At 72.0% G+C, this 24,294-nt stretch carries 29 protein-coding genes; 11 read left to right on the plus strand and 18 right to left on the minus strand.

Annotation, left to right across the window (positions count from 1 at the left end; all coding sequences use genetic code 11):
- Window positions 1-194: 194 nt before the first annotated feature.
- The 4 genes from AB0M18_RS23380 to AB0M18_RS23395 form a co-directional block, all read right to left on the minus strand.
- The gene (locus tag AB0M18_RS23380; RefSeq protein WP_365761027.1) at window positions 195-1,163 is read right to left on the minus strand and encodes a nucleoside triphosphate pyrophosphohydrolase; all 969 of its coding nucleotides are present in this window, start codon (window positions 1,161-1,163) and stop codon (window positions 195-197) included.
- Window positions 1,164-1,201: 38 nt separating this feature from the next.
- Window positions 1,202-1,849 (minus strand): SurA N-terminal domain-containing protein, encoded by a 648-nt coding sequence (locus tag AB0M18_RS23385; protein ID WP_365761029.1) that lies wholly within the window; start codon window positions 1,847-1,849, stop codon window positions 1,202-1,204.
- An 81-nt stretch (window positions 1,850-1,930) separates the two neighbouring features.
- Window positions 1,931-2,365, minus strand: coding sequence for a GtrA family protein (locus AB0M18_RS23390; RefSeq protein ID WP_365761031.1), 435 nt, complete (start codon window positions 2,363-2,365; stop codon window positions 1,931-1,933).
- Window positions 2,362-3,321: a glycosyltransferase family 2 protein gene (locus AB0M18_RS23395; protein ID WP_365761033.1), complete on the minus strand. Its 960-nt coding sequence runs from the start codon at window positions 3,319-3,321 to the stop codon at window positions 2,362-2,364. The genes AB0M18_RS23390 and AB0M18_RS23395 overlap by 4 nt, the downstream gene beginning before the upstream one ends.
- 126 nt (window positions 3,322-3,447) lie before the next feature.
- Here AB0M18_RS23395 and AB0M18_RS23400 point away from each other — a divergent pair, with 126 nt between their 5' ends.
- Window positions 3,448-5,829 (plus strand): YfhO family protein, encoded by a 2,382-nt coding sequence (locus AB0M18_RS23400; protein WP_365761035.1) that lies wholly within the window; start codon window positions 3,448-3,450, stop codon window positions 5,827-5,829.
- 3 nt (window positions 5,830-5,832) lie between these two features.
- Here the strand turns inward: AB0M18_RS23400 and AB0M18_RS23405 are convergent, their stop codons facing one another.
- Window positions 5,833-6,261, minus strand: coding sequence for a hypothetical protein (locus tag AB0M18_RS23405; RefSeq protein WP_365761037.1), 429 nt, complete (start codon window positions 6,259-6,261; stop codon window positions 5,833-5,835).
- Between the two features lie 47 nt (window positions 6,262-6,308).
- On the opposite strand from AB0M18_RS23405, the gene AB0M18_RS23410 reads away from it, so the two are divergent.
- The 4 genes from AB0M18_RS23410 (at window position 6,309) to AB0M18_RS23425 (ending at window position 8,049) form a co-directional block, all read left to right on the plus strand.
- The gene (locus tag AB0M18_RS23410; protein WP_365761039.1) at window positions 6,309-6,608 is read left to right on the plus strand and encodes a hypothetical protein; all 300 of its coding nucleotides are present in this window, start codon (window positions 6,309-6,311) and stop codon (window positions 6,606-6,608) included.
- Window positions 6,605-7,015, plus strand: a complete 411-nt coding sequence (locus tag AB0M18_RS23415; protein ID WP_365761041.1) for a PIN domain-containing protein — start codon at window positions 6,605-6,607, stop codon at window positions 7,013-7,015. Before AB0M18_RS23410 ends, AB0M18_RS23415 begins: the two co-directional genes overlap by 4 nt.
- Window positions 7,016-7,150: 135 nt before the next feature.
- Complete coding sequence (locus AB0M18_RS23420; RefSeq protein ID WP_365761043.1) at window positions 7,151-7,489, plus strand: hypothetical protein; 339 nt, start codon at window positions 7,151-7,153, stop codon at window positions 7,487-7,489.
- 89 nt (window positions 7,490-7,578) lie between these two features.
- Window positions 7,579-8,049 carry a carboxymuconolactone decarboxylase family protein gene (locus AB0M18_RS23425; protein WP_365761045.1) on the plus strand — a complete coding sequence of 157 codons (471 nt, stop codon included), beginning with the start codon at window positions 7,579-7,581 and terminating at the stop codon, window positions 8,047-8,049.
- Here AB0M18_RS23425 and AB0M18_RS23430 read toward each other — a convergent pair.
- Window positions 8,025-8,414 (minus strand): hypothetical protein, encoded by a 390-nt coding sequence (locus AB0M18_RS23430; protein WP_365761047.1) that lies wholly within the window; start codon window positions 8,412-8,414, stop codon window positions 8,025-8,027. The genes AB0M18_RS23425 and AB0M18_RS23430 overlap by 25 nt on opposite strands.
- 181 nt (window positions 8,415-8,595) lie before the next feature.
- Between AB0M18_RS23430 and AB0M18_RS23435 the strand changes: the two genes are divergently transcribed.
- Both AB0M18_RS23435 and AB0M18_RS23440 read left to right on the plus strand, forming a co-directional pair.
- Window positions 8,596-9,438 carry a helix-turn-helix transcriptional regulator gene (locus tag AB0M18_RS23435; protein ID WP_365761049.1) on the plus strand — a complete coding sequence of 281 codons (843 nt, stop codon included), beginning with the start codon at window positions 8,596-8,598 and terminating at the stop codon, window positions 9,436-9,438.
- Window positions 9,420-9,629 (plus strand): DUF397 domain-containing protein, encoded by a 210-nt coding sequence (locus AB0M18_RS23440; RefSeq protein ID WP_365761051.1) that lies wholly within the window; start codon window positions 9,420-9,422, stop codon window positions 9,627-9,629. Before AB0M18_RS23435 ends, AB0M18_RS23440 begins: the two co-directional genes overlap by 19 nt.
- A gap of 6 nt (window positions 9,630-9,635) precedes the next feature.
- On the opposite strand, the gene AB0M18_RS23445 is transcribed toward AB0M18_RS23440, so the two are convergent.
- Entirely contained in the window at window positions 9,636-10,301 is a 666-nt protein-coding gene (locus AB0M18_RS23445; RefSeq protein WP_365761053.1) for a YitT family protein, read from the minus strand.
- A 92-nt stretch (window positions 10,302-10,393) separates the two neighbouring features.
- Here AB0M18_RS23445 and AB0M18_RS23450 point away from each other — a divergent pair, with 92 nt between their 5' ends.
- Window positions 10,394-10,903, plus strand: a complete 510-nt coding sequence (locus AB0M18_RS23450) for an Lrp/AsnC family transcriptional regulator (protein WP_365761055.1) — start codon at window positions 10,394-10,396, stop codon at window positions 10,901-10,903.
- A gap of 50 nt (window positions 10,904-10,953) precedes the next feature.
- Here the strand turns inward: AB0M18_RS23450 and AB0M18_RS23455 are convergent, their stop codons facing one another.
- The 5 genes from AB0M18_RS23455 to AB0M18_RS23475 all read right to left on the minus strand — a co-directional run bounded on the left by AB0M18_RS23455 (window position 10,954) and on the right by AB0M18_RS23475 (window position 13,748).
- Window positions 10,954-11,157, minus strand: coding sequence for a hypothetical protein (locus AB0M18_RS23455; RefSeq protein WP_365761057.1), 204 nt, complete (start codon window positions 11,155-11,157; stop codon window positions 10,954-10,956).
- Window positions 11,158-11,265: 108 nt separating this feature from the next.
- Window positions 11,266-11,865 carry a GNAT family N-acetyltransferase gene (locus AB0M18_RS23460; protein WP_365761059.1) on the minus strand — a complete coding sequence of 200 codons (600 nt, stop codon included), beginning with the start codon at window positions 11,863-11,865 and terminating at the stop codon, window positions 11,266-11,268.
- Between the two features lie 25 nt (window positions 11,866-11,890).
- Window positions 11,891-12,340 (minus strand): hypothetical protein, encoded by a 450-nt coding sequence (locus AB0M18_RS23465; protein ID WP_365761061.1) that lies wholly within the window; start codon window positions 12,338-12,340, stop codon window positions 11,891-11,893.
- A gap of 129 nt (window positions 12,341-12,469) precedes the next feature.
- Window positions 12,470-13,126: a hypothetical protein gene (locus tag AB0M18_RS23470; protein WP_365761063.1), complete on the minus strand. Its 657-nt coding sequence runs from the start codon at window positions 13,124-13,126 to the stop codon at window positions 12,470-12,472.
- A 223-nt stretch (window positions 13,127-13,349) separates the two neighbouring features.
- On the minus strand, window positions 13,350-13,748 hold the full coding sequence (locus AB0M18_RS23475) for a hypothetical protein (RefSeq protein ID WP_365761065.1): 399 nt from the start codon (window positions 13,746-13,748) through the stop codon (window positions 13,350-13,352).
- A gap of 250 nt (window positions 13,749-13,998) precedes the next feature.
- Here AB0M18_RS23475 and AB0M18_RS23480 point away from each other — a divergent pair, with 250 nt between their 5' ends.
- Window positions 13,999-15,318 carry a globin domain-containing protein gene (locus tag AB0M18_RS23480; RefSeq protein ID WP_365761067.1) on the plus strand — a complete coding sequence of 440 codons (1,320 nt, stop codon included), beginning with the start codon at window positions 13,999-14,001 and terminating at the stop codon, window positions 15,316-15,318.
- Between the two features lie 7 nt (window positions 15,319-15,325).
- On the opposite strand, the gene AB0M18_RS23485 is transcribed toward AB0M18_RS23480, so the two are convergent.
- From AB0M18_RS23485 to AB0M18_RS23495, 3 genes are all read right to left on the minus strand, one after another.
- Window positions 15,326-16,915, minus strand: coding sequence for a serine/threonine-protein kinase (locus AB0M18_RS23485; RefSeq protein WP_365761069.1), 1,590 nt, complete (start codon window positions 16,913-16,915; stop codon window positions 15,326-15,328).
- Window positions 16,912-17,520: a hypothetical protein gene (locus AB0M18_RS23490; protein ID WP_365761071.1), complete on the minus strand. Its 609-nt coding sequence runs from the start codon at window positions 17,518-17,520 to the stop codon at window positions 16,912-16,914. The genes AB0M18_RS23485 and AB0M18_RS23490 overlap by 4 nt, the downstream gene beginning before the upstream one ends.
- A gap of 127 nt (window positions 17,521-17,647) precedes the next feature.
- Window positions 17,648-19,726 carry an N-6 DNA methylase gene (locus AB0M18_RS23495; RefSeq protein ID WP_365761073.1) on the minus strand — a complete coding sequence of 693 codons (2,079 nt, stop codon included), beginning with the start codon at window positions 19,724-19,726 and terminating at the stop codon, window positions 17,648-17,650.
- Window positions 19,727-19,903: 177 nt separating this feature from the next.
- Between AB0M18_RS23495 and AB0M18_RS23500 the strand changes: the two genes are divergently transcribed.
- Complete coding sequence (locus tag AB0M18_RS23500) at window positions 19,904-20,719, plus strand: DUF4190 domain-containing protein (protein ID WP_365761075.1); 816 nt, start codon at window positions 19,904-19,906, stop codon at window positions 20,717-20,719.
- A gap of 106 nt (window positions 20,720-20,825) precedes the next feature.
- Complete coding sequence (locus AB0M18_RS23505) at window positions 20,826-21,590, plus strand: hypothetical protein (protein WP_365761077.1); 765 nt, start codon at window positions 20,826-20,828, stop codon at window positions 21,588-21,590.
- An 85-nt stretch (window positions 21,591-21,675) separates the two neighbouring features.
- On the opposite strand, the gene AB0M18_RS23510 is transcribed toward AB0M18_RS23505, so the two are convergent.
- The 3 genes from AB0M18_RS23510 to AB0M18_RS23520 form a co-directional block, all read right to left on the minus strand.
- Window positions 21,676-22,428, minus strand: coding sequence for an N-acetyltransferase (locus tag AB0M18_RS23510; RefSeq protein ID WP_365761079.1), 753 nt, complete (start codon window positions 22,426-22,428; stop codon window positions 21,676-21,678).
- 77 nt (window positions 22,429-22,505) lie between these two features.
- Window positions 22,506-23,297, minus strand: a complete 792-nt coding sequence (locus AB0M18_RS23515; RefSeq protein WP_365761081.1) for an HNH endonuclease family protein — start codon at window positions 23,295-23,297, stop codon at window positions 22,506-22,508.
- Window positions 23,298-23,334: 37 nt separating this feature from the next.
- Window positions 23,335-24,234, minus strand: coding sequence for a hypothetical protein (locus tag AB0M18_RS23520; protein ID WP_365761083.1), 900 nt, complete (start codon window positions 24,232-24,234; stop codon window positions 23,335-23,337).
- Between the last annotated feature and the right edge of the window lie 60 nt (window positions 24,235-24,294).

Genomic DNA, 24,294 nt, shown 5'->3' on the forward strand with positions numbered 1-24,294 from the left:
AGCAGCCGCCTGCCATGAACGGTCAGCCGGGCATTACGGTGGGACACGAAGACCTCCGTTGTGCGGTGAAGCCTAGACACCTCCACCACACCGGACGTCTTCGCCATGATCAAGACCCACAACTGTCAACAACGCTCGTGATCAATACACCTAGGCCATAGGCCATAGGCCATAGGCAGGGTCCGAGGCGTGTCCTAGAGGGCGGCCAGGCCCTCCGCCTCGCGGATCGCGTCACGGTAGAGGCGGCCGGCCGCGCGCAGGGCGGCCTCCGGGTCGACGCCGGCGGCCTCCGCCCGTACGGCCAGGGCGAGGAGCTCGTAGCCGATGCCGTCACCGTCCGGCGGCGGGACGTCGAGCCCGGCGGTCCGCACGCGGCCCGCGAGCTTCGACGCGAGGGCGAGGCCGGGCTGGGCGAGCGGGACGCCGTCGGTGACCGAGTCGCGCTGTTTCTCCGCCGCCTTGGTGCGCAGCCAGTGCTCCTTGACGTCCTCCGGCGTCTCGGCGGTCGCGTCGCCGAAGACGTGCGGGTGCCGGTGGATCAGCTTCTCCACGATCGTCCCGGCCACGTCGTCCACCGAGAACGGCTCCTCGGCGTCCTCCTCCGCGATCCGGGAGTGGAACACCACCTGGAGCAGCACGTCGCCGAGCTCCTCGCGCAGCGCCTCGCGGTCCTCGTCCTCGATCGCCTCGACCAGCTCGTAGGCCTCCTCGACGGCGTACTTCGCGAGGCCGCGGTGGGTCTGCCGCGAGGACCAGGGGCACTCGCGCCGGATCCGGTCCATGACCTGGACCAGGTCGAGCAGCCGCGCGCCCGGCAGGTCGTACGAGCCGGGCAGCAGCTCCAGGTCGGGCATGGCGACCCGGCCCGAGCCGGCCAGCCGGGCGAGCCCGTCGGTGAGCGCCTGGTCGCCCTCGCCGGAGGGCAGCACGAGCACCGTGCGGCCCCCGGCGCAGGCCTCGACCAGTTCCTCGGCCGTCGGCCGCAGCACCTCGACCGTGACCCCGGCCTCCTTCAGATACGGAAGCTGGGGGTGGTCCGCGTCCGGGCACAGCACCCGGTCGGCCCCGTGCAGCGCCTGCCAGGCCGGCCAGGAGAGCAGGCCCGGCGCCACCCGGTGGCTGGCGGTGAGCAGGACGACACGACCACGGTTCTCAGCGTTCACACCTCGAACCTACCCCGTCGCCGAAGCGCGTCTCAGGCTCAGGCCCCGGCCTCCACCGCGTCGGGCTTGGTGATCTGCCGCACCCACGGCGCCGTGTACGTACCCAGCTGGATCTTCTCGTCGTCCCAGGTGCCGAAGCGCGGGTTCACGTCGATCTTCAGCTCCTTGGACGCCTTGCTGAAGGCCTCGGTGAGCTTCTTCTGTCCCTCGGGGGTGTTGGTGACCCCCAGCTTGGACGCGATCTTGTTCATGAGGACGGCCCGGCGGGCGACGTCGTCGATCTGGTCCGGCGCCACCCCGCGCTGCTGCAGCAGCGCGGTCGCCATCTGCTGCTCGCCGCCGCTCTGCCGGACGAAGTCGCTGCGGGCCTGCTGGACCTCGGCGCGGCTGACGGTGACCCCGTTGTCCTCGCCGACCTTCCGCGCCACCCGGTCGAAGATCATGTCGTGCAGCTTCTGGCGGCTGAGGTCGCCGGTCTGGCGGATCAGCTCCTCCGCGTTCGGCGAGGCCTGCTGCGCCGTGCGCACGTCCTCGACCTGGGCCTGGAGGCTGGACACCTCGATCCGCTGTCCGCCGACGACGGCCGCCGCCCCCGGATGGGCGTCACTGCCGCAGGCGGTGAGCAGCGGGGCCGCGGCGAGCAGCGTCGCGGCGGCGGAGACGGAGAGCGCAGTGCGGCGGTGCAAAGGAGCCTCCCGGCGTGGGTCGTGCGTCAGTGGGACGACCGTGCGGTGATCGATGTTAGGCAGTCGCCGTGGCCCGGGCCACTACTTCGTGACGACTCTTTCGGTCAACGACTCACGTGTTCGGGTGGTGTCGGGTCCCAGCATGATCGTCCGGGAGACCACGAAGGTGATCGGGATCGCCGCCGCCGCGGCGATCAGCGGCGCGTACGTGCGGTCGACGTCCATGAGGTCGACGAGGACGTAGACGCCGACCGTCGTGATCACGAAGTTGGCCGCGTTGGTCAGCGGGAAGAGCAGGAACTTCTTCCAGGTGGGGCGGGTGCGGTAGGTGAAGTAGGAGGTGAGGAAGAAGGAGCCGACCATGGACAGCGCGAAGGCGAGGACGTGGGCGGCGAGGTACGGCGCCCACAGCCCGAGGAGCAGGTAGAGCCCGTAGTACGTCCCGGTGTTGACGACGCCGACCAGGCCGAACCGCACCACCTGCCAGACGGTGTTCCTCGTGGAGCGCGTCGTCATCGGCGGATGAGTTCCTGCTCTTCCCGGGGCGCGGGGACGCGCGTGTTGGTGGCCTTCACCAGGTAGTGCGGCCGGCGCTTCACCTCGTAGTAGATGCGGCCGACGTATTCGCCGACCAGGCCGAGCATCACCATCTGGACGCCGGCGAGCGCCGTGACCGTCACGAGCAGGGTGACATAACCGGGCGTGTCCACGCCGTTCACCAGGGCGACACCGACGATCCAGGCGGCGTACGCGAATGCCACCGCGACGAGCATCATGCCGAGATAGACGGCGGCCCGAAGCGGCTTGTTGTTGAAGGAGAGAAGGCCGTCGAGGCCGTAGTTGAGCAGCTTTCCGAACGTCCATTTCGAGCGGCCCTGCTCGCGCACCGCATTCTCGTACTCGAACGTCGTCGACCTGAATCCGACCCAGGCGAACAGGCCCTTGGAGAAACGGTTGTATTCGGTCAGTTCGAGAACGGCGTCGACCGTGCGGCGGGAGAGCAGCCGGAAGTCGCCGACGCCGTCGACCAGCTCGACGTCGACCAGGCGGTTGATCGCCCGGTAGTAGGCGCGGGCGGTGAGCGTGCGGGTGACCCGGTCGCCGGTGCGGGTGCGCCGGGCGATGACCTGGTCGTATCCCTCGGCGTGCAGCGCGAGCATGCGGTGCACGAGCTCCGGCGGGTGCTGGAGGTCGGCGTCCATGATCACGACGGCGTCGCCGGCCGCGTGCTGGAGACCGGCCAGCATGGCGGCCTCCTTGCCGAAGTTGCGGCTGAAGGAGACATAGCGCGCCCGGGGATCGCCGTCGGCGATCCCCTCCAGGAGGGGCAGCGTTCGGTCACGGCTTCCGTCGTCCACGTAAACGATCTCGAATTCTCCGTCGAAACGGGAGAGTTCGGCCGTCACCTGGTCGTGGAAGCGACCGATGATCTCTTCTTCGTTGAAGCACGGGACCACGATCGAGAGCAGCACGGATCACACGACAACCGGTCCGGATGTCGCCGCCGGATTCCATCGGTGACAACGAGGCGACCATTGAATGAACTGCCCGGCGCCGGGGTCGATTTCATGATCTGCCCTGTCATATTCGACACCACGATGAACATCAGGAACAGCATCAGGACCGGGTTCGACCGGGGGAAGGCCCGCGCCTCCGGTCTGGCGGCACTGCTCACCGTCGTCGCCCTGTGCGCCGGGGACGCCGTCGCCACCACCTTCCCCTTCGGGCACCACCGGCGCAGCGTCAACGACCTGGGCAACCAGTTCCTGCCCTTCCACGCGCGCCTGTGGGACCTGCTGCACGGCCGCGCCGACGGCGGGCTGCTCCTGAACTGGCAGTCGGGCTGGGGCACCAGCTTCCTGCCCGACCTGGCCACCTATCTGACCAGCCCGTTCGCCCCGCTGGTGGCCCTCGCGCCGCGCGCCGACCTGGCGTACGCGCTGTACGCCATCACCCTCCTGAAGACGGCGACGGCGGCCGCCGCCATGGCCTTCCTGCTGCCCCGGCTCCGTCCGGCGACCGGGGACCGGACCCCGTGGTGGGCGCCGGGGGTGCTCGGCGCGGCGTACGGCCTGTGCGGCTGGGCGGCCCTGGAGGCCGTCTACAACCCCATGTGGATGGACGGCCTGATCGCCTTCCCGCTCCTGTGTCTGGTGGGTGTGTGGGTACGGGAGGGGCGGCGGCCGCTGCTCGGCCCGCTGGTCGTCGCGGTCTGCTGGACCGCCAACTTCTACACCGCCTACATGGCGACCCTCGGCGCGGCCCTCGTCCTGATCGTCACCGCCCCGCGGTGGCGGGTGATCCTGCGCGGCGCCCTGACCGTGCTCCTCGGCGTCGGCCTGGCGACGCCGGTCCTGGTGCCGGTGTTCCTGGGGACGCGGTACGCGTACCCCGGCGTCGTCCGGGACTTCGCACCGGCCGGCGGCGCGGACCTCGCGGCCCGCCTGATGCCCGCCACGTACGGCTTCTCCACCCCGGCCCTCTTCGTGTTCACGGCCGTCCCGGTGCTGGCGGCGTCGTCGTTGTTCCGGCGCCGGTGGCTCTGGCCGGCGGTCGTGACCGGGGTCGCGCTGTCCTTCCAGTTCGGGCCGACACACCTGGTGTGGCACGTCTTCGCGACGCCGAACGGCAGCCCGTACCGCCAGACCTTCGTCCTCGCCGGTGTGCTGGTGATCGCCGCGTGGGCGGCGGTCGCCGACGGCCCGCCCGACCGGCGCGCGCTGCTCGGCGGCGTCGCGGTCGTCGGGGTGCTCGCGCTCGGCGCGCTGGGCAGCGGGGAGGCGACGCCGTGGGGCTGGGCGCTGTTCGCGGCGGGCCTCGCGGTCGTCCTCGTACGCCACCGGCGCCTGGCCCTGCCGCTGCTCGCCGCCGTCCTGGTGGCGCAGGCCGCCGCGACCACGGCGTGGGGGAACAAGGAGCGGCTGCGGCGGCTCGACGACTACCCGCCGTGGAGCGCCGCCGACACCCGGCGGGCCGACGCGCTCGACCGGGCCGACGGCTGGCCCGCGTACCGCGTGGACTCCGGCCGGCCCCAGACGACCGGCAACGAGCCGATGATGCTCGGCGGCCAGGGCGGCTCCTACTACAGCAGCCTCACCCCCGACGTCTTCACCCGCACCATGGCGGCACTCGGCGCCGGCTGGACCTCGCGCGGCCGCAACCTGCAGAGCCTCGACAACCCGGTCACGGACGCCCTGTTCGCGGTCGGCGCGCGCCTGCGGGACGGCGAACTCGTCCGTACGGGCGGCCCGGTGGCTCCCCTGGTGACCGTACGGCCCCCCGGCCCGCCCCCCGTCTACGGCTCCTCCCCCTTCCGCAACCAGGAACTCCTCCTGGGCGCCCGGGTGTACGAGCCCCCGAACCCCTCCGGCGCCTGCCGCGTCGGCACCGAGGTCTTCCTCTGGGCCCCCGACCACACGGGCCGGGCTTCGCTCGGCGACCACACGGTGAAGATGCGCGGCCAGCTCCCCAAGTGGCGTGCGGCCCTGGTGTCGTTGGGCATCCAGAAGGTCCCGGGCCTGAAGGCCCGTATCCCGGTGAAGGGCGAGGTGGCCTGCCTGGACCACGCCCGCCTGCGGGCCGCCGTCGCCGCGCTCCGGGCCACCGCCCCGACCACGGTCGACGTCACGTCCACGGGCTTCCACGCCACCCTCCGCCCCGGCACGACAGGCACCCTCGTCCTCTCCTCCCCGAGCATCCCGGGCTGGCACTGCGACGCCCGCCCCGCGGACTCGTACGGCGGCCTGGTCGCCGTCCCGCTGACACCGGACCGGCACGAGGTGACGTGCGACTTCCGCCCACCGGGACTGCGGCTCGGGCTCGCGGCGGCGGGGGCGTCGGTGCCGGCGCTCGCGGGGTGGGTGCTGTGGGAACGGCGGCGGAGGCGGGAGTCGGGGCGGGAGGTCGAGCCCGCGAAGGCGCCGATGCCTCAAGAGAGGGAAGCGACGTCCAGTGCCGCCTCAGGCGATCGACGAGTCTGAGCGTTACAGCTCGTAGTCCTGGGCCAGCTCCTCCCAGCGAATGCCGCGAAGCGCGAGATCAGCACCCTCGCCCGCCGGTACCTCGGGCGCCTGCTGAAACCAGGTGACGACGAGGGTGGAACCATCCATGGCCGGGTCGAGCGCCGCGGAGTCGAAGACACCGACGCAGGCCACGGCGGGCAGCACCTCGACGGGACCGAAGGCGCCGGCGGCCTCGTCCGGGTCGTCCGGGTACTCGCGGGAGGGCTCCACGAGATGCACCGGCAGGGAGGGATACGCGCGCTCCGCCAGCCGCTGGAACCAATCGACCCTGCGGTCGTTGACGCGCTTGCACGGATAGCCCTCCAGCATCCCCCCGTAGGTCGAAGACATCCGCAGCTCGGTGAGCTCGATCGAACGACCGGACGTGAGGACTATGCGGCCCAGTGACATGCCGACACCCTATGCGTGCGGTTCCGGGCACGTGCCAGACTTGTCCTATGACGGCAGCGCGTGACTACGAGCACCTGCACCACCTGGTTGACCGGCTGAGTCCGACCCAGGTGCGGCGCTTGCGGCTGATCATCACGGAGGACGAGGAACTCTCTCAGGTCGACCGGCAGGTTCCGGACTCGATCGGCGACGCGGACGCGGTCACTGGGGACGGTGACGAGGGGGACCTCCTCCCCGCCAGCTTCCTCGCGCTGTCCGGCAGTATCGAGGCGCCCGCCGACTACGCCGAGGGGCACGACGACTACATCCGTGAACGCGCCGCACGCGAGCGGAACGACGACGAGTGATCACCACGGTCCTCGACACCGGCCCGCTGGTGGCGTTCTTCAACGCCAGGGACAAGCACCACCCGAGCTGCGTCGCCTTCCTCTCCCAGCTCCGAGGCCGCAAGCTGCTCCCCGCCACGGTCCTGGCCGAGGTCAGTTGGCAACTGGAGCGCTGGCCGCGTGTTGAAGCCCTCTTCATCGAACATGTCGCCAAGGGCTTCTTCGAACTCGTCAACCTCACCTCGGACGACCTGCTGAGGGTCAGCGAACTGATCACCCAGTACGCCGATTTCCCCCTCGGAGCGGTCGACGCCTCCGTGATCGCCGTCGCGGAACGCTACGAGGTAGACCGGATCGCCACCCTCGACCACCGCCATTTCCGGGCCATCAAAGCGAAACACGTCGCCGCGCTGACCCTGCTGCCGTAGGAGATCGACGGCAACTTCCGACACGGTCGGTGCCCGGCGGGCCTAGCCCGGCCCGACGGACCGACTCGCCGTCCAGCAGTCCAGCAGTCCAGCAGTCCAGCAGTCCAGCAGTCCAGCAGTCCAGGGGGAGAAACCATGAAGCTGTACCTCGCCATACCGATCGTCCTCGCGGCCCTGCTCTTCACCGCCTCCGGCCTCGCCGCCGTCACCCGGGGCTGGGTGCTCCCCATGAACCGCCGCCACGTCCGCAACACCCGCGTCTACGGCTGGGGCCAGCTCGTCGTGGCCTTCGCGTTCTGCTGGCAGGTGGTCTTCGGGCTGGTGATCAGCAGTTCCGGCGCCCGGGCGTCGGGAACGGTGATCGGCGGCGTGCTCCTCCTCGCCGGCCTCGTCACCATGCTGGTGGGCCAGCTCGCCGACGGCGCCCGCAAGGGCGGCGACGCGGCTCCGGGCAGCGGTCGTCCCACTGCGTGACCCAGGTCACATCGGAGCCTGTCACAGTCGCTCCGGCCGTCTCGTCATAGGGGTGTAGCAGCGATGAGAACGGCACAAAGGAGCCCATCATGGAACCCCGCCTCAACCCCTTCACCAGCCCGACCGCCGGCAAGCTCATCAAGCACCTCGCCGCCGCCGGCAACGCCGTCACCGCGTCCGGAGTGCCCGCCCTGACCCAGGAACTGGTGAAGATCCGCGCCAGCCAGATCAACGGCTGCGCCTTCTGCCTCGACATGCACACCAAGGAGGCCGAGGCGGCCGGCGAGACCACGCAGCGACTGATCATGGTCGGCGCCTGGCGCGAGGCGAAGGTCTTCACCGACGCCGAGCGCGCCGCCCTCGAACTCGCCGAGCTGGGCACCCGTATCGCCGACGGCACGGGCATCCCGGACGACGTCTGGCTGAACGCGGCCAAGTACTACGACGAGGAGCAGCTCCTCGGCCTCGTCGGCCTGATCGCCCTCATCAACGCCTTCAACCGCATGAACGTCCTGCTCCAGATGCCGGGCGGCGACTACCAGGTGGGCCAGTTCGCCTGATCCTCCCCGCCACCCGTGTCACCCGCGTCACCCACGTGCTCCTTCGCCAGATGCCGGCGGAGGAGCACGTTGGCGTCCGCCTCCGCACTCCCGTCGTACGCGACCCGCGCCGCCCGGCGACGCCTCGCGAGGCCGTCACACTCCGCACACCCCGGTGCGGGGCGGGGCGCGGGCGGCAACTCCACGTCCAGGAACGCCACAGCCGCCGCCCGCGCCCGCTCGTTCACCGCCCGCACGCCGGCACTCAGCCGCTCGTCCTGCGTCGCGAGCCGAATGTGGGCGGGGTCGGCCTGCCACTCGCGCCCGCCGCCGAGGGGACGGAGCATCACGTGGGGCCCGGCGTGGCCCCGGAACTCCTCTACCACACAAGTCACTTCGTCGTACACAAAATCGCCGCACTCCATGACAACAGCTCCAGGTGTTGGACTACCCTCCGTAATGGGGCATGTCGAGGATCAACCCGGGGCAGGTTGGGGAGGCCGGTTTCGCGGCCGTTGTTCCCCGTCGAAGTTCCGGTACTTCCACACCTTCCGGTAAGGAGTGCTGATGCCACCGAGACGAGTGGTCACCGGCCGCAGCCAGGAACCGCGCAAGCGTTTCGCGGAGGAGCTGCGGCATCTGAGGCTGGAACGCAAACTGAGCTTCCGGGCGTTGGGGGCGGCGCTGGGCTGGGACGCGACGCTGTTCTCGAAGATGGAGAAGGGCGAGACGCTGGGCGGCCCGGAGGTCGTCCAAGGCTTGGACACGTTTTACGGGACGTCGGACCTGTTACTGGTGCTGTGGGAGCTGGCGGCGGGCGACCAGTCGCAGTTCAAGGAGCGGTATCGGCGGTACATGGCGCTGGAGGCCGAGGCACTGAGCCTGTGGCACTACGCGGTGAGCATCGTGCCCGGCTTGCTGCAGACCGAGGCCTACGCGCGCGACGTACTCGCGCTGGGCGGCGCGAGCGGCGACGCCTTGACTCGCGAGGTCGAAGCCCGCATAGGGCGTCGCGAGTTGCTGGTCGGCGACACCGCGCCAACCTTCCGCTCCATCCTGTGCGAGACCGTCCTGCGCACGCCCTTGGGCGACCGAAAGGAATGGCGCGAACAGCTGGAGCATCTGCTGGAGATGGGCGAACGCCGCAATGTGACGATCCAGGTCCTGCGGCATTCCGCAGGGCTGCCTGCCCTGACTAACACGCAAAGCATGTTCCTGAAGCTCACGGACGGCCGCACTGTCGCATGGGTGGAGACCGCGCACTCGGGTGATCTGGTCGAGGAAACGGCCTCGGTCGAGCGACTTCAGCTCGCGTACGATCAGGTCCGTGATCTGGCCCTTTCCCCGGCAGAATCACGGAAGTTCATCATGCAGATGTTGGAGGAAGCAGCGTGCGATCCGTCGACCTGAGCAACGTCACGTGGCGCAAGAGCTCCTACAGCAACCCTGACGGCGGCGAGTGCCTTGAGGTCGCCGACCCCGGCACCGCCACCCTCCCCCTGATCCCCGTCCGGGACAGCAAGAACCCCACCGGCCCCGCCCTCCTCTTCCCTGCCGCCGCCTGGTCCACCTTCATCGACGAGGTCAAGACGGGCCGCTGACTCACCTCACGCCCCGGTGTAGCGCCCCGGCCGGTGGTTGAGGGCGAGTACGACGTTGAGGACGACGGCGCCGACGGCGGAAAGAAGGACCTGAAGCGGGGGGACGACCGCGAGGGACGCGGCGATGACGAGGACGTCGAGGGCCATCTGGACGTAGCCGGCGCGCAGGCCGAAGCGTTCCTGCATGATCAGGGCGAAGATGTTGAAGCCGCCGAGGCTGGACCGGTGCCGGAACAGGACGAGGAGGCCGACGCCGGCGAGCAGGTTGCCGGCGAGGGCGGCGTAGACCGGGTCGATGTCGATCTGGGCGATCTCGGCGGGGTGGAGAGAGGCCAGCAGGGAGACGAGGCCGACCGACAGTGCGGTGCGGATCGTGAAGTCCCAGCCCTTCTTCCGTACGGCGAGTGCGAAGAAGGGCAGGTTGACCGCGAGGAAGATCGCCCCGAAGGGGGCGTCGACCGCGTAGCTGAGCAGGAGGGCGAGACCGGCGGTGCCGCCGGTGACCGTGCCACTGGTCCGCAGGAGGAACAGCCCGAGCGACGCGAGGAACGTTCCCGTGAAGATCCCCAGCACGTCCTCGACCCGACTGTGCTTCGTCTGACCGGCGGCGGTCGGAGGCGTGGGGGCGGGAGCGACGGCGGGGGCGGTCGCGGTCGTGGCGGAAGCGGTCATAGCGACCATACTGGAAACGAAACGGGCGGATTTACAAGCTCCGGGCCTATGACTGGGACGGATGCACGCCCGAAGGGCGAATTCAGGGCAGAATGACAAGCGTGACGACGATCGACCCGCTTGATGCCCGGATCCTGCTGGCCCTCGACGATCACCCGAGCGCGACGATCTTGCAGTTGGCGAAGGTTCTCGCGGTGTCCCGTAACACCGTGCACGCACGTCTTCAGCGGATGGAGCGCACCGGCCAGCTGCTCGGCTTCAGCCAGCGTGTGTCACCGGCGTCGATGGGCTACACGCTCGTCGCGTTCGTGTCCCTCGCGATCAGCCAGAGCGAGGGAAGCAGCGCGATGAGCCTCCTTGAGGACATTCCGGAGGTGATCGAGGTCCACGCGACCACCGGCGAGGCCGATCTGCTCGCCAAGGTCGTCGCGCGGGACACGGCGGACCTGCACCGCATCAACCAGACCATCCTCCGTATCGACGGGGTGGTCCGTTCGAGCACCGCCGTCTCCCTCTGGGAGGCCATGCCCAACCGGACCCGGGCTCTGCTCGAATCGCTCGCGAGCTCCGGCTCCAAGGCGGACGGCCCGGCCGACTCGTAGAGCCGACCGGGCCGCACCACCTCAACCGCGTCGGTCCGCGTCGGTCCGCGTCAGTCGACGAGCATCGCGCTGAAGCGCGACTCGACCGCGTCGAACTCGGTCACGCGCACGCGTACCGTCGCGCCGGCCGCGGCACGACCACCACGGACGAGCCCCGGCACACCGGAATCGGACTCGATCAAGAGCCCGAACGGCTTGGCGGACGTGACGACGACGTCGATCTCGTCACCAACATTCAGGAGGGTTCCGGTCATACGGCTCACCCCCTCTCCATACCTCAGGGTGAGTCGGACAGCGGTGCGCGCGCGGCCCCAGGTTCCTCCTGTCGCGGGGCGGCGCGGGCGCCGGACTCTGCCCGGACGTCACAGTGGGCATCGTACAGACCGCGGCGGCGCGAGGACCTTCTCCATCAGCGTGAAGGACTTGGGCGGGCCGCCCGGTTGCGGCTTGCCCTCCACGCGGCCGACGGGGCGGTAACCGGCGTTCCGGTAGTACGTGTTCAGGGGCGCGTTGTCGGCGAGGCAGTCGAGGCGGACGTGGGTGCGGCCGGTCGCGGCGACGCGGTGTTCCGCGGCGGTCAGGAGACGGCGGCCCGTGCCGGGGGCGGCGGTGGTGCGGTCGACCATGAGCCGGTGGACGTATCCGGCGACGGGCGGCTGGACGCCCCACGCGGCCTCGTCGTCCCACCACAGCTCCCAGGCCCCGACGACACCGCCCTCCTCCGACCCCGACTCCGACCCCGACTCCGACACCGACACCGACACCGACACCGACACCGACTCGGCTATCCAGACCTCGCCGTCCCCGGCCATGACGCGACGGAAGTGCTCCTCGTCCAGTTCGCCCGGCTGCCATTGGCGCGTCACCCCGCGCGCGAGCATCCAGCGGGCGGCGGCGTCGCGGAGGCGTACGAGAGTGGGGAGGTCGGGCTCGGCGGCGAGCCGCACACGAAGATCGTTCACGCGCGGATGCTCGCACACCGAGGGATCAACCAGCCGGTCTGGTCAGGGTGCAGTGCGGATGGTCGTGGTCCGGATCGCCGACGGCGGCCCAGAGCTTGAGGACCTTGCCCTGTTTCAAGGCGGCGTAGTCGTCGACCGGTCGCCCGTCCGTTTCCGGATGATCGGCGTCGAAGGACACGTCGAGGAAGCTCTGCGTCTTGTCCTTGTCGGATTCGTGCTTCCAGGTGCCTGTTCCGGACCAGGCCAGGTCCTCTTCCCAGCCGACGGCGACGCAGACCTTGTCGGCGACGAACGTCCCGTCCTGCTTCAGCGTGAGGGTGCCGCCGTCGGCGTCGGTCCACGTGGTCGCCATCTCGGCCGGTTTCAGGACGACCGGTTCGCCCTGGGGCGGCGGCAGTTCGTAGAGCCTGCCGCAGGCCGTGAGAGCGAGGGCCAGGGCGGGCAGGATCAGGGTAATTCGACGGTAACGCGACACACTTCACCCCTCATGGTTCCGGCGGGTTCCGCAGGCCGCGTATGCGACCGGAGGGCGGCCCAAGAACGCACGCCACACCCTGGCACGTAACTTGAACACGTTCAAGTCGTCCGGGGTCGGCCCTTCGGATCAGGCCTGCAGCCAAGGGGCGAACTGCTCGGCGACCAACGCCGCCACACCCGTCGCATCCCGCGTCCCGTCGACCTCGATCACGGGTATGCCCAGACGCCGGGCACCGCGCACCACGTCATCGGCGACGAGGCGGTCGCGGGCGATCCGGTTGGCCTGAGCGCGCGCCGGGTCGCCGACCGGCACACTCAGGGCGCTCGCGCGCCGGAGGGTGCGGATCTGGTGCTGCCGGAAGTCCTCGGTGGGTACGAGGACGACCATCCGCCGGACCGAGTCGATCAGCGGAGCGACCAGCTCGGGCCGCAGGCCCCATCCCTCGGCGATCGCCGGCCGACCGGTCGACAGGGCTCGCAGGTCGTCCAGGGCCCACTCGAACCGCAGCGGGAAACCGGCCAGTGTCTCGGCCGCCATCTCCTCCGGGGTCCGCTCCGCCCAGACCAGCTCGGGCTCCGGGTCCGCCACCGGCTCACTCAGCGCCACCCGCCGCGCGATCCGGCGGTCCTGATGGCCCCGGGCGTCGTGGTAGTCGTAGTGATACGCCGTCAGACCGTAGTCGCGTGCGAGGAGTTCGGACACGGTCGTCTTGCCGGCCCACTGCGCGCCGCCGATCCACAGCATCCGGCGCAGGCTGCCGTGCGGATCCCAGAGCTCTGCCATGAAAGTCCTCCCGTGAGTGCGCGGCACGGACGGCCACACGGGAGTGAGTGTCCCGGTTTGCGGGGAAAAATTGCAGTCTTGTTTTCGGGGTGCGCGTGGCAGAGAGTGGAACAAGGGGGCGGTGCGCGCGCAGACGACCCGCGCGGCCCGGGCCACGGCGACCGCGCCGGCGCATGCGTAAGGGGCCGGTCCCATAGGGCCGGCCCCTTACATGTACGGCTGCTTACTTGGCCGCGACCTCTTCAAGGCAGAGCACGAACTTGTCGGAGCCGAGCTGCTGCTGCAGCGCCGAGTACTTGGTCCGGTCGCACTTCTCCGCGTCGAAGGTGTCCTCGTGGACCTCGGCGACCTTGTAGAGGTCCGCCTTGCCCGAGGAGCAGTCCTGGGTCTCGACCTCCGGGGCGTTGTCCGGGCCGGTCACGATCACACACTCGCCGACCTTGGCGTGGACCGGGGCGTCACCGGTGAGGTGCGGGAGGCCGACCTTCACGGCGACGGCGACGATCACGAGGACGACGAAGCCACCGATCTTCTTCAGCAGGCCGCCCTTCTTCTGCTCGGGCTGGGGCGCGGGGGCACCCTGGGCAGCGGCGAACGGGTCGGACGGCTGAGGCGTGGTCATCTCGGGATCCTTGAACGGCGTGGACATGATCGAACGCGCACGTTACACATCGCAAAATCACCAAATCGGACGGATCTGCTTCGTTTTCCAATCCGGTACGGACTCGTGACTCTGCCGCCCCGTCAGGAAACCGCCGAAGCGCCCCCTCGCCAGGGGCCGAACGGCCCTCCCCGCCACCCCCCTCCTGCGTGATCGGATCACGAGGGAGAACTGTCCACCGGAATGCATTCAGGAGGCTCGGACCGTGGGGATGAGCGGGCATCAGGACGACTACCACGCCCTGGTAGCGCGGCACGAGGCGATGCGGCTGCGCAACCGGCTGCTCTCGCCCGCGAGCGCGGCGAGCGCGGCGAGGTCGACGGAGCCGGGGGCGAGATCCGCCCCGGGGACGTACGACGCGGCCGCGGGCGGCGCCGATCAGGCTCTCATCCTGCGGCACCTGGCGGCCATCACCCCCTTCGGGGAGCTGATCGACCGGCTCTACGAGTCGATGTTCGGCCGCCATCCGTACCTCAGGCGCCTCTTCCCCGACTCCATGGAGTTCCAGCGCTCCCATCTGGAGCGGGCCTTCTGGCACATGATCGACCACCTCGACCGGCCCGCCGAACTGGCCGCCGACTTCGCCCGCCTGGGGCGCGAGCACCGCCGGCTCGGCGTGCTGCCGGTGCACTACGAGGTGTTCGAGGCGTCGCTGGTCGAGGCGTTGCGCTGGTCGGCGGGCAACGCGTGGAGCACGGAGGCCGAGGCGGCCTGGGTGCGGATGCTCCGCCACGTGTCCGGCGCCATGGTGGCGGGCGCGAACGACGCCCTGGGCGAGCCCGTGGCCTGGAACGCCACCGTCACCGGACACGACCGGATCGGCCCCGACCTGGCGCTGCTGCGCATACGGCCGGCCGAGCCGTATCCGTACCGCGCCGGGCAGCACGCGCGCGTGGAGACGCCGCTGCTGCCGCACACCTGGCGGCCGTACACACCGGCCTGTGTGCCCGGCGACGAGCTGGAGTTCCATGTACGGCGCACCGCACCCGGCGGGGTCAGCGACGCGCTCGTCGCGCACACCGGGGTCGGGGACGTGCTGCGGCTCGGACCGCCGCAGGGCACCGCCACGCTCGACGAGGAGCTGACCGACGACATCGTGATCGTCGCGGGCGGCACCGGCTGGGCACACGCCAAGGCACTGCTCGACGAGCTGTCCCGGCGCCGCCCGGCGGGCCTGACGGCCCGTCTCTTCCTCGGCGCCCGGGTCGGCGCCCGCGACGCCGGCGGGTTCTATGACGAGGCCGCCCTGGAGCGCCTGGAGGCCCGCTGCCCGTGGCTCGGCGTGACCCGGGTCGCCGACGCCTCCGGTGGCCTCGCGGCGGGCGACGAGCGGCGCGGCGCGCTCCTGGACGCCGTCCTCGGCTCCCGTACGGACTGGTCCCGGTCCCGGCAGCTCGTCTACGTCAGCGGCCCCACCGGCCTCGTCGCCGCCACGGCCTGGCACCTCACGGAGGCCGGGCTGCCTCCCGAGCGCCTGCGCCACGACCCGATGCCGGTGTCCGCCCCCGGCGTACCGGCGCTCCAGGCCTAGTGTCAGGTCAGACCCGCGGAAGCCGCGGGTCCGTCTGCGGCGGGGGCATCTGCTGCGCGGCCATCTGGCGCTGGCGGTCGAGCACGCGCCGCAGGTCGGCGGCGAGCGGGTGGTAGGGGCCCTGGTCGCGCTCCACGTCGTAGAGCAGGGTGGCCAGGTGGGACACGGCGGCGGCCTGCTCGCCGGTGGCGAGCATCAGCAGGCCGATGCGGTGCCGGATGTCGAAGGAGCGCTGTCGCAGCTCGGGATCTCCGGCGCCGCCCTGCTCGTGGTACGGCAGCAGCGCGCGGAACTCGCCGAGCGCGGCGGCCGGGTCGCCGAGCTGCTCCAGGCACAGGGCCGCGTCGTAGCGGAAGCGCAGGGTCTGCGGGTCGTACGGGCCGGCCTCGGCGGACCGGTCCTCGGCGAGGCGGCGCAGCTCGGGCAGGGCGCGGCGGTACTGGCCGTCGTCCATCAGCGTCGTCGCGTACTGCTTGCGCAGGATGCGGACGACCGGCGAGCGCTCGCCGTGCTCGGCCGCGGCAGCCGGGAGGATGCCGCCGAGGACGTCCACTGCCTGGGTGATGGAGCCCTCGCCGAGGAGCCGCTTCACCTCGTCGACGGCGGCGGCCACGTCCGGCCGGCCGGGCGGCGGGGGCACCGGCGGAGCGGGCACGGCGGCCGGGGCTGCCGCCCGGTCGGGCCAGGGGGCGTGCGGGCGGCGGAACGGGCGGGTCGGGTCGAGCGGCCCGGCCGACGGACCGGCGGTGGCCGCGCCGGGGGCGGGCAGCAGCGGCAGCAGCCGCTCGTACACCTCCTGGGCGCCGGAGGGGCGGTCCTGCGGGTCCTTGGCGAGCAGCCGGAGCACCAGCGCCTCCAGGGCGTCCGGCACCTCGGGCCGCAGCCGGCGGACCGGCAGCGGCGGCTCGTGGAGGTGGCGGTGCAGCACGCCGAGCGCGGTGGAGCCGGCGAACGGCACGTTGCCGCTGAGGAGTTCGTGGAGCAGCACGCCGAGCGCGTACAGATCGGTGTACGGGCCGACGGCGCCGCCCATCGCCTGCTCGGGCGCCATGTAGGCGGGGGTGCCGATGGGCGAGCCGGTGTGGGTGAGGCGGGTGGTGTCGCTGTCGAGGACGGACGCCACGCCCAGGTCGAGCACGGTGACCGTGCCGTCGGGGCGGACCATCACGTTCCGCGGCTTGAGGTCGCGGTGCACGATCGGGACGGCGTGCACGGCGGCGAGCACCGCGCACAGCTGGGCGGCGACGGACACCGCCCAGGGCCAGGGGTAGGGGTCGTGCTCGGCCAGGTGGTCGGCGAGGTCGGCGCCCTCCACGTACTGCATGACCAGATACAGCTCGTCGCCGTCGCTGCCCGCGTCGTGGACGGTCACCAGGCCCGGGTGGTCGACCTGCGCGGTCACCCGGCACTCGCGCACGAAGCGGCGGCGCAGCTCGTCGGCGGCGGTCGCCGGGCCGCTGATGGCGGCCGGGTTGAGCAGCTTCACCGCCACGCGGCGGTCGAGCCGGCCGTCGTACGCCGTCCAGACCTGGCCCATGCCGCCCTGGCCGATCAGGGTGGCCAGCTCGTAACGCCCGCCGACGACCCGGCCGTTCACTTCTCCTGGTCCTTACGGAGCAGGTCGCTCAGCTCGTCGAGCTCGGCGCGGACCTGGTCGATGCGGGGGCTGGGGGGCGTGAGGGGCTGAGGCGGCTGGGACTGCGGTTGCGGCTGCGGTTGCGGCTGCGGCTGCGGCTGGGACTGCGGCTGGACGGGCGGGAAGCCGTAACCCTGCTGGGGCTGCCGCGGGACCTGGTGCTGATGCTGCGGCATCGTGGCCGCGTACGGGTTGTAGGCGGCGGGCGGCGGGACGGGGCCCTGCAGACGTATCCGGTCGTGGCGGATGTCCACCGCCAGGTAGTACCCGGTGAACGCCGCCGCGCTCAGCAGGATCGTCGCCACGACGACGTCGGCCTGGGTGGTCTCGACGTCCTCCGGCATCAGCACCATGCAGACGACGATCAGCACGATCGAGGCGACGAACAGGATCCAGTCGATCACCCGGCGGGTCAGCAGGGCGATGCGCAGCGCCGTCGCCCAGGTGAGCAGCCCGATGCTGAGCAGCGGCAGCATGGCGAACAGCACCCGCAGCACGATGACCGACGCCGGCACGCCCTGCCGCTGCGGCGGCGTGGCGGGAGGCGGATAGCCCTGGCCGTACATTCCTGCTCCTGGTGACCTGAAAAGCCCGACTGTCGGAGATGAGCGTATACACCGACTCCGACAGCCACCCAGGGGTTGTGCAGAACCGTTGTTCGGGCTGTCGTCCAGGGCATCACGGTGCCGTTGCTCAGGGCGCCACGGTGCCGTCCGCGAGCCCGTCGTACATGCCCTGCACCAGCTGTTCGCCGAGCCGTCCGGCCAGCCGCAGCGCCTCCTCGAAGTCGGCGAGCGCCTGGAAACGGGCGCCGTAGCGCCGCTGTTCGGCGAGCGGAAGGCGGGGCAGCTGGAGGCGCCGCACGTCGAGCCGGGTGGCGGTCGAGGCGTACGAGCTGGCCTGGCGGTTGTTCGCGGTGGCGCGCAGGAAGCCGGCCAGGAACCAGGGGTCGACGGCGGCCGGGTCGGGGCGCAGCAGGTGCACGTTGCGGCCGAGGGCGGCGCCGGCCGTGGCCGGGTCGACGACGCGGGCGACCGCGCCGCCGCCGAGCACGGGGACGACGACGTCTCCGGCGGCGAGCAGCACAGGTTCCTCGGCGGGCCCGCCGGGCGGGGCCTCGGGGAGGGTGCCGGAGGGTGCCTGGGCGGCGAGGACGTCGGTGTCGGTGAGGACCCGGACGGGGGTGCCGGCGGTGGCCGAGCCGGCGCCGCCGGCATGGAGGGTGAGGGCGCCGGCGCGGGCGAGTTCGCCGACGGTCGTCGCGGTCCGGTGGACGCCGGCCACGCCAGGGCCGCCAGGGCCGCCGGCCGGGTCGGCGGCGGGCGGCGGGGTCAGCTCGCGGGTGCGGCGCAGGGTCTCCGTCAGCCGCTCGCGCACCCCGGCCAGCTGCGCCGCGCCCTCGGCGGCGGCGGGCGGCGGCAGATGGCGGGCGGGGGCCAGGTCGACGTCGTCGTCGAGGAGTTCGATGACGGGGACCGAGCGGCTCTCGCCGGGGGTCTCGGCGAGCGTGCCGTCCTGGAGGAAGGGGCGCCAGGCGTCGAGGACGGCGGTCTCGACGGCGGGCCAGGCGAGCCGGTCGCGGCCGGGGGCACCGTTCTCGGGCGCCGTGTCGACGAGGAGCAGCTCGGCGGGCGGGCGCTCGCCGGGGACGGGCTTGCGCAGCACCCACAGGTGCAGCGGGATGCCGTACGGGGGTGCGGCGCCGGCCGGCAGGGCGACGACGGCCCGCAGCGCGCCGCGGCGCAGCAGGTCGGCGCGGATGCGGCGGCCGGAGCGGCGGGAGGCGGCGGCGGGCGGCATGAGCAGGACGGCGGTGCCGCCGGGGCGCAGGCGGGCCAGGGCGTGCTGGACCCAGGCCAGTTCGGACTCGGTGCGGGCCGGGAAGCCGTACTCCCAGCGCGGGTCGTAGGCGAGTTCGTCATGGCCCCAGTTGCGCTCGTTGAACGGCGGGTGGCACAGCACGGCGTCGGCGGTGAGGGCGGGGAAGGCGTCGGCGCGCAGGGTGTCGCCCGGGAGCACGCGGACGTCGGTGGTCCGGTCGGTGCCGAGCGCGAGGCGCAGCGCGGTGAGGGCGGCGAGGTCGGGGTCGGTGTCCTGGCCGTGGACGGCCGTGGCGGTGGTGGCGGCGCGGAGGAGCGCGCCGGTGCCGCAGGCGGGGTCGAGGACGGTGGCGGCGGGTCCGGCGAGCGCGGCCATCAGGGCGGCCGGGCCGGGCGGGGTGAGCGTGTACTGCCGGGGGTTGGCGTCCAGGTGGCGGCCGAGCAGGAACTCGAAGGCCTCGCGGGGGCTGCTCTCCGCGGCCAGTTCCGCCGCGCCGCGCACGAGCGGGACGGAGGGGGCGAGGGCGCGCGCGGTGGGGGTGAGGACGGCCCGCTCGACGCCGAACCGCTCGGTCAGCGTCTCCTCCAGGGGTACGGGGAGGAGTTCGGCGAGGCGGGTGTCGGGCGCCGCGGCGAGGGTGGGCCAGGCGGCGGCCCGGTCGCGGGCCAGGAGCAGGGCGCAGCCCGCGTGTACGAGGGCGGTGACGGCGCCGGCGGGGTGGGCGGCGATCTGCTGCCAGACCCGCTCGCCGAGCGGGACCTCGGCGAGTTTGCCCTGTGCGCGCAGCCAGTCCTCGACGTCGGCGAGGGCGAAGGACGGGCTGGACTCCGTGCCGCCGACCGGCCGGGGGAAGTCGGCGTGCCGGCGGCGCCAGTTGCTGACGGCCGCCCGGCCGACTCCCGCGAGGCGGGCGATCCCCGCGGCGGTCACCTCTGCTGCGTTGTCCGGCACGGCCGCTCCTCTTCGTCCCGCCTGGCGTGTGACGTCGATCCTACCGACGAACGCAAGAGCTGTCCCTTCACAGCGCGAGCTGATCCGTTTTTCGTGAACCGTGTTGACTCGGTTCACAGTCTCTGCTGTGATTGATCCATCGCGCCAGACAAACTCACTGTCCGGGAGGACACACTCATGTCGCACGACACGCAGCTCCCGCACCCGCAGATGCCCGCCCCGGCGGCGATGCGGAACGGGCTCGGCACCGCAGCCCTGATCCTCGGCATCATCGGCACGCTCTCCGGCCTCATCCCGCTGTTCTTCTGGCTGGCCGGCATCCTCGGCGTCATCGCGCTGATCCTGGGCCTGGTCGGCACCGGCCGGGTCAAGCGCGGCGAGGCGAACAACAAGGGCGTCGCCGTGACCGGCACGATCCTGGGCCTCGCGTCGCTGGTCCTCTCGGTGGTCGGCGCGGTCATCACGTTCACCGCGGTCAGCGACGCGGTCGACGAGATCGACAAGTCGCTCAAGGACACCGCCACCACCGCTCCGGCGACCCCGGGCGGCGGTTCCAAGGGCAAGACCGACCAGGGCAAGGGCCAGGACAAGACCAAGGCGCTCGCCGCCGACGAGACCGCCGCGTACGACGACGGCCTGGAGGTCACGGTCACCGCGCCCAAGGCGTTCACGCCGGACGAGTTCGCCGTCGGCCACACCGAGGGCAACAAGGCCTACAAGGTCACCGTGACCATCGAGAACAAGGGCAAGAAGGCCTTCGACACCGCGGGCACCCTGCCCAACGCCCGTGCCGGCAAGGACGGCGCCGACGCGGAGATGATCCTCGGTGAGAAGCTCGACGTCGCCTTCGAGGGCTCGGTCCTGCCCGGCAAGAAGGTCACCAAGACCTTCGCCTTCGACGCGCCCGCCGACGCCAAGGTGCTGACCGTCGAGATCGAGCCCGGCATGGGCCTGGCGCACGACGCCGCGCAGTGGGACCTGAAGATCGGCTGACCCGCCGCCCCACCCCGTAACCCCCGCCCCACCTCCTGACCCCCTGCACTCCCCGCACCACCCCCGCACTCCCCGTACCACCCCCGTCCCCCCTCGGAGAAACACCATGTCTGCCACCGTCCGCGTCCGCCGTCGGGCCGCCCTCGCCACCACCCTCTGCGCCGCCGTCGCGCTCGGCGCGACCGCCTGCGGGCCCTTCGGGGACACCGGGCCCGAGGCCTCGGGCCCGTTCGGGGACATGAGTGCGGCCCAGATCCTGGACAAGGCGGTGGCCACGACGAAGGCCGCCCGCTCCCTGACCGTGGACCTCGACACCAAGAGCACGGACGGGCCGCTGAAGGGCTACCTCTCGACCGACGTCCAGGGCCTGTGCGCGGGCACGATGACGATCGGCACGACGGGCACGGCCGAAGTGATCCGCCCCGCGGACAAGGCGGTCTACCTCCGCTTCGACGAGGCCTTCCTGAAGGAGCAGTCGAAGGGCGAGTCGGCCGAGGTCCAGGCCGAGGTGATCAAGCAGCTGAAGGGACGCTGGGTCAAGACCGACGCCAACGACCCGGACGCCAAGGACATGCTCGACCTGTGCGACCTGAACAAGCTGACGGCCGACTTCGAGCAGGACACCGCCGGGGCGGTGGAGGGCGCGGAGACCACGGTCGACGGCAGGAAGGCGCTGACTCTGACGCTGGACTACCAGGGCGGCGAGAAGGACACCTTCTACGTGGCCATGGAGGGCAAGCCGTATCTGCTGAAGATCGTCACGACCGGCGGCGACGAGCCGGGCACGGTCTCCTTCTCCGACTTCGACAAGCCGGTCACGGCGAAGGCGCCCGCGAAGAAGGACGTGATGGACGAGAAGAGCCTCGGCTGACGCGCGGAGCGCGCGGCCGGCAGACACACGAAAGGCGTGACGGCCTCCGGAGGGGGGTGGCCGTCACGCCTTCCGTGCTGTTCGGTCAGAGCTGGTGCCGGACCCAGATGTTCGGCTCGACGTAGACCGCGTAGCCGCGGGCCGTGTCGCAGTGCACCGGCACCAGGGCCCCGGGCACCTCGACCGGTCCGTCGGTGTCGAAGGGCAGCCCGGTCCAGGACCGCCACTGCGCCACGGAACCGCCGATGGTCATCGACGCCGGCGCCACCTTCACGACGGCGCCGCCCGCGCGTACGTGCACGCGCAGCCACGGGTCGTGCGGCAGCCCGTCGGACTCGCGGGTGCGCTGCGCGTACTCGTGGATGGAGCCCTCGGCCTCCAGGTGCTTGCCGTTCGGGCGCAGCGGGGCGACGAGTCGGGTGTGGCCGAGGCGGCGGGCGTTGTCCCGCATGGCCGAGAGCATCCGGTGCGAGACCCCGTTGCCGAGGGCGCTCGTGTCCACGGTGATCTCGATCGCGCTCACCGTGTCCGGCGTCCGCCCGTGCCGCAGGTCGGAGAACGCCCACAGCAACACCTGGTCCCACCCGGTGTCCGGCAGTTCCCCGCGCCCCTCGGCCGCCAGCTGGAACGGCACGCTGAATCCGCGCGCCACGACGTCCTCGCCGTCCGGGCCGTCGGTCGCGACGAGCACGTACTCCGGGAACTCGGCCACGATCCGCCCGATGTGGCTCCAGCCCACCGGGTCGTACATCATGAACTCCGGCCAGAGGTCCTTCATCTGCCACAGCTTCCCGGCGAGAGCGGGCCGCTCGGCGAGCGTAGTGATGTGCACGTCCATGAGGCCGAGGCTAACTGCGTGCCCGGGACCAGGCGTAACGATTTTTCCGACCGGTCGGCGCCACCCGCCTCACAGGCTCAGGCCGCACACTGGCGCAGCATCGCCGACTTGTCCGGGAGCGTGACCGGGAGGTCGTAGGCCAGGGCGACCTGGGCGAACCGAAGGGCGTAGGCGCACCGGACGGGCTTGTGGGGCGGGAGCCATGCGGCGGGGCCCGCGTCGCGTTTGGCGGTGTTGGTGCGGGCCGAGACCGGGAGCAGGTTGAGGGGGTCGTTGGCGAAGCGGCGGCGTTGGGCCTCGGGCCAGCGGGCGGCGCCGAGCTGCCAGGCGTACGAGAGCGGGATCACGTGGTCCAGCTGGACCTCCGCCGCGTCCGCCTTGCGCCAGTCGATGTCCTCGCCCGTGTACGGGTCGCGCAGCGTCATCGCCACGACCACGCAGTCGGAGCCGGCGCGGAGGCGCAGGCGGTGGCCGTCGCGGCGGAGGAGGTCGTTGCGGGTGTCGCAGCCGTTGCGGGCGAAGGGGACGCCGTCCGCCGCGTCGCTCCAGGCCGGGCCGAAGGCCTCGCGGGCGTAACCGGTCCTCGGGCCGCGGCCCTTGGTGCGCAGGCGGCCGATCCGCTCGCGGGCCGCCGCCCGGTCCTCGGCGGTGGTGAGCGGCGCGAGGCCGGGCCGGGTGCCGTCGGGGTCGGCCAGCGGGCTGACACCGTCGACGGGACCCGAGGCCGAGCCGGAGCCCGAGCCCGGTTCGGCCGTGGCCGGGGCCGGGGCCGGGGAGCACGCGGCCCCGGTCAGCAGCACGAGGAGCGCGAGGAGCGCGAGGAGCGCGAGGACCGGAGCGACGGCCAGGGCTTTCCGGTGCGAAGACACCTGACGATGCTAGGCCGCCCGAGTCGCCCTCTCGGGGTCACACCTTCCCGATGCCGAGCGTGTTCTCGGACGGCAGCAGACCGGAGCCGATGACCGCGAGCCACGGGCCGCCGAGCAGTTCCGCGAGCCGGGCCGTCGCCTCCGGGCCGAGCGCGGTCCACGGCGCGGCGGCGAGCACGTCGGTACGGAGCTCGACCTCGGCGCGCAGGGCGCGGCCCGCGTCCGTGGCGGTGCCGTCCTCCGGGCGCACCAGACCGCGGGCGGCGAGGCGGTCGCGGGCGGCGGCCCACTCGGCCGGGCGCCAGCCGCGGCTCGCGAAGGTGACCTCGGCGGCGGCCCCGACGGCGGCGAAGGAGACCAGGGCCTCGGCCGGGTCGAGCCCGGCGGCGAGCAGCGCCGCGAGGTGCCCGTCGCCGCGGTGCTCGCGCAGGATCGTGGCGGCCTGCCAGAGCACGAGGTGCGGGGCTTCGGGCCAGGGCAGCGCGGCGTTCGCGGCGGCGAGCGGGCGCCCGGCCGCGCCGGCGGTCCCGCCCGCGGTCTCGGCGGCCCGGCGGGCGAGGGCGGCGGCCTCGGCGAGTTCGGACCCTTCGACGGTCTCGTCGCCGAGGAGCGCGCGGTAGGTCCGGTCCACCGCGCGCAGCCGGGCGGCGAGCACCGCCTCGGGCGCGGCGACGGCCCAGACCCCGGGGACGTACCGCCCGACCGTCTCCGGGCTGAAGGAGTAGAAGGCGGAGGCGACCCGCCCGGCACCGGCCGGCCCGAGGGGCGCGGCACGCCAGGCGAAGTAGCTCGGCCAGCGCTCGGTCACGTCGTACCCGAGTGCGGCGGCCTCGTCGAAGGCCTCGGGGGCGTAGTAGAGCACCGCGTGCAGCGGTTCGAGCAGGTGCCACATCTGCCGGACGCGGCCCGGTTCCACAGCCAGAGTCTCCACGGTCATGACGCGGCCTCGCTCTCCTCGGCGATCCGAACATCTTGTCAGTGACTAGATTGCTCCCCC

Origin of the sequence: Streptomyces sp. NPDC051909 (assembly GCF_040681095.1) — a bacterium.
In the GTDB taxonomy this organism is placed as follows: domain Bacteria; phylum Actinomycetota; class Actinomycetes; order Streptomycetales; family Streptomycetaceae; genus Streptomyces.

Bases quoted from the DNA above. Each gene is read 5' to 3' on its own strand.
- AB0M18_RS23450 (WP_365761055.1), top strand. From the start codon at position 10,394: ATGACAAGCGTGACGACGATCGACCCGCTTGATGCCCGGATCCTGCTG.
- AB0M18_RS23410 (WP_365761039.1), top strand. From the start codon at position 6,309: ATGACGGCAGCGCGTGACTACGAGCACCTGCACCACCTGGTTGACCGG.
- AB0M18_RS23425 (WP_365761045.1), top strand. From the start codon at position 7,579: ATGGAACCCCGCCTCAACCCCTTCACCAGCCCGACCGCCGGCAAGCTC.
- AB0M18_RS23445 (WP_365761053.1), bottom strand. From the start codon at position 10,301: ATGACCGCTTCCGCCACGACCGCGACCGCCCCCGCCGTCGCTCCCGCC.
- AB0M18_RS23510 (WP_365761079.1), bottom strand. From the start codon at position 22,428: ATGGACGTGCACATCACTACGCTCGCCGAGCGGCCCGCTCTCGCCGGG.
- AB0M18_RS23435 (WP_365761049.1), top strand. From the start codon at position 8,596: ATGCCACCGAGACGAGTGGTCACCGGCCGCAGCCAGGAACCGCGCAAG.
- AB0M18_RS23490 (WP_365761071.1), bottom strand. From the start codon at position 17,520: ATGTACGGCCAGGGCTATCCGCCTCCCGCCACGCCGCCGCAGCGGCAG.
- AB0M18_RS23455 (WP_365761057.1), bottom strand. From the start codon at position 11,157: ATGACCGGAACCCTCCTGAATGTTGGTGACGAGATCGACGTCGTCGTC.
- AB0M18_RS23390 (WP_365761031.1), bottom strand. From the start codon at position 2,365: ATGACGACGCGCTCCACGAGGAACACCGTCTGGCAGGTGGTGCGGTTC.
- AB0M18_RS23480 (WP_365761067.1), top strand. From the start codon at position 13,999: ATGAGCGGGCATCAGGACGACTACCACGCCCTGGTAGCGCGGCACGAG.
- AB0M18_RS23475 (WP_365761065.1), bottom strand. From the start codon at position 13,748: ATGACCACGCCTCAGCCGTCCGACCCGTTCGCCGCTGCCCAGGGTGCC.
- AB0M18_RS23470 (WP_365761063.1), bottom strand. From the start codon at position 13,126: ATGGCAGAGCTCTGGGATCCGCACGGCAGCCTGCGCCGGATGCTGTGG.
- AB0M18_RS23400 (WP_365761035.1), top strand. From the start codon at position 3,448: ATGAACATCAGGAACAGCATCAGGACCGGGTTCGACCGGGGGAAGGCC.
- AB0M18_RS23420 (WP_365761043.1), top strand. From the start codon at position 7,151: ATGAAGCTGTACCTCGCCATACCGATCGTCCTCGCGGCCCTGCTCTTC.
- AB0M18_RS23505 (WP_365761077.1), top strand. From the start codon at position 20,826: ATGTCTGCCACCGTCCGCGTCCGCCGTCGGGCCGCCCTCGCCACCACC.
- AB0M18_RS23405 (WP_365761037.1), bottom strand. From the start codon at position 6,261: ATGTCACTGGGCCGCATAGTCCTCACGTCCGGTCGTTCGATCGAGCTC.
- AB0M18_RS23520 (WP_365761083.1), bottom strand. From the start codon at position 24,234: ATGACCGTGGAGACTCTGGCTGTGGAACCGGGCCGCGTCCGGCAGATG.
- AB0M18_RS23500 (WP_365761075.1), top strand. From the start codon at position 19,904: ATGTCGCACGACACGCAGCTCCCGCACCCGCAGATGCCCGCCCCGGCG.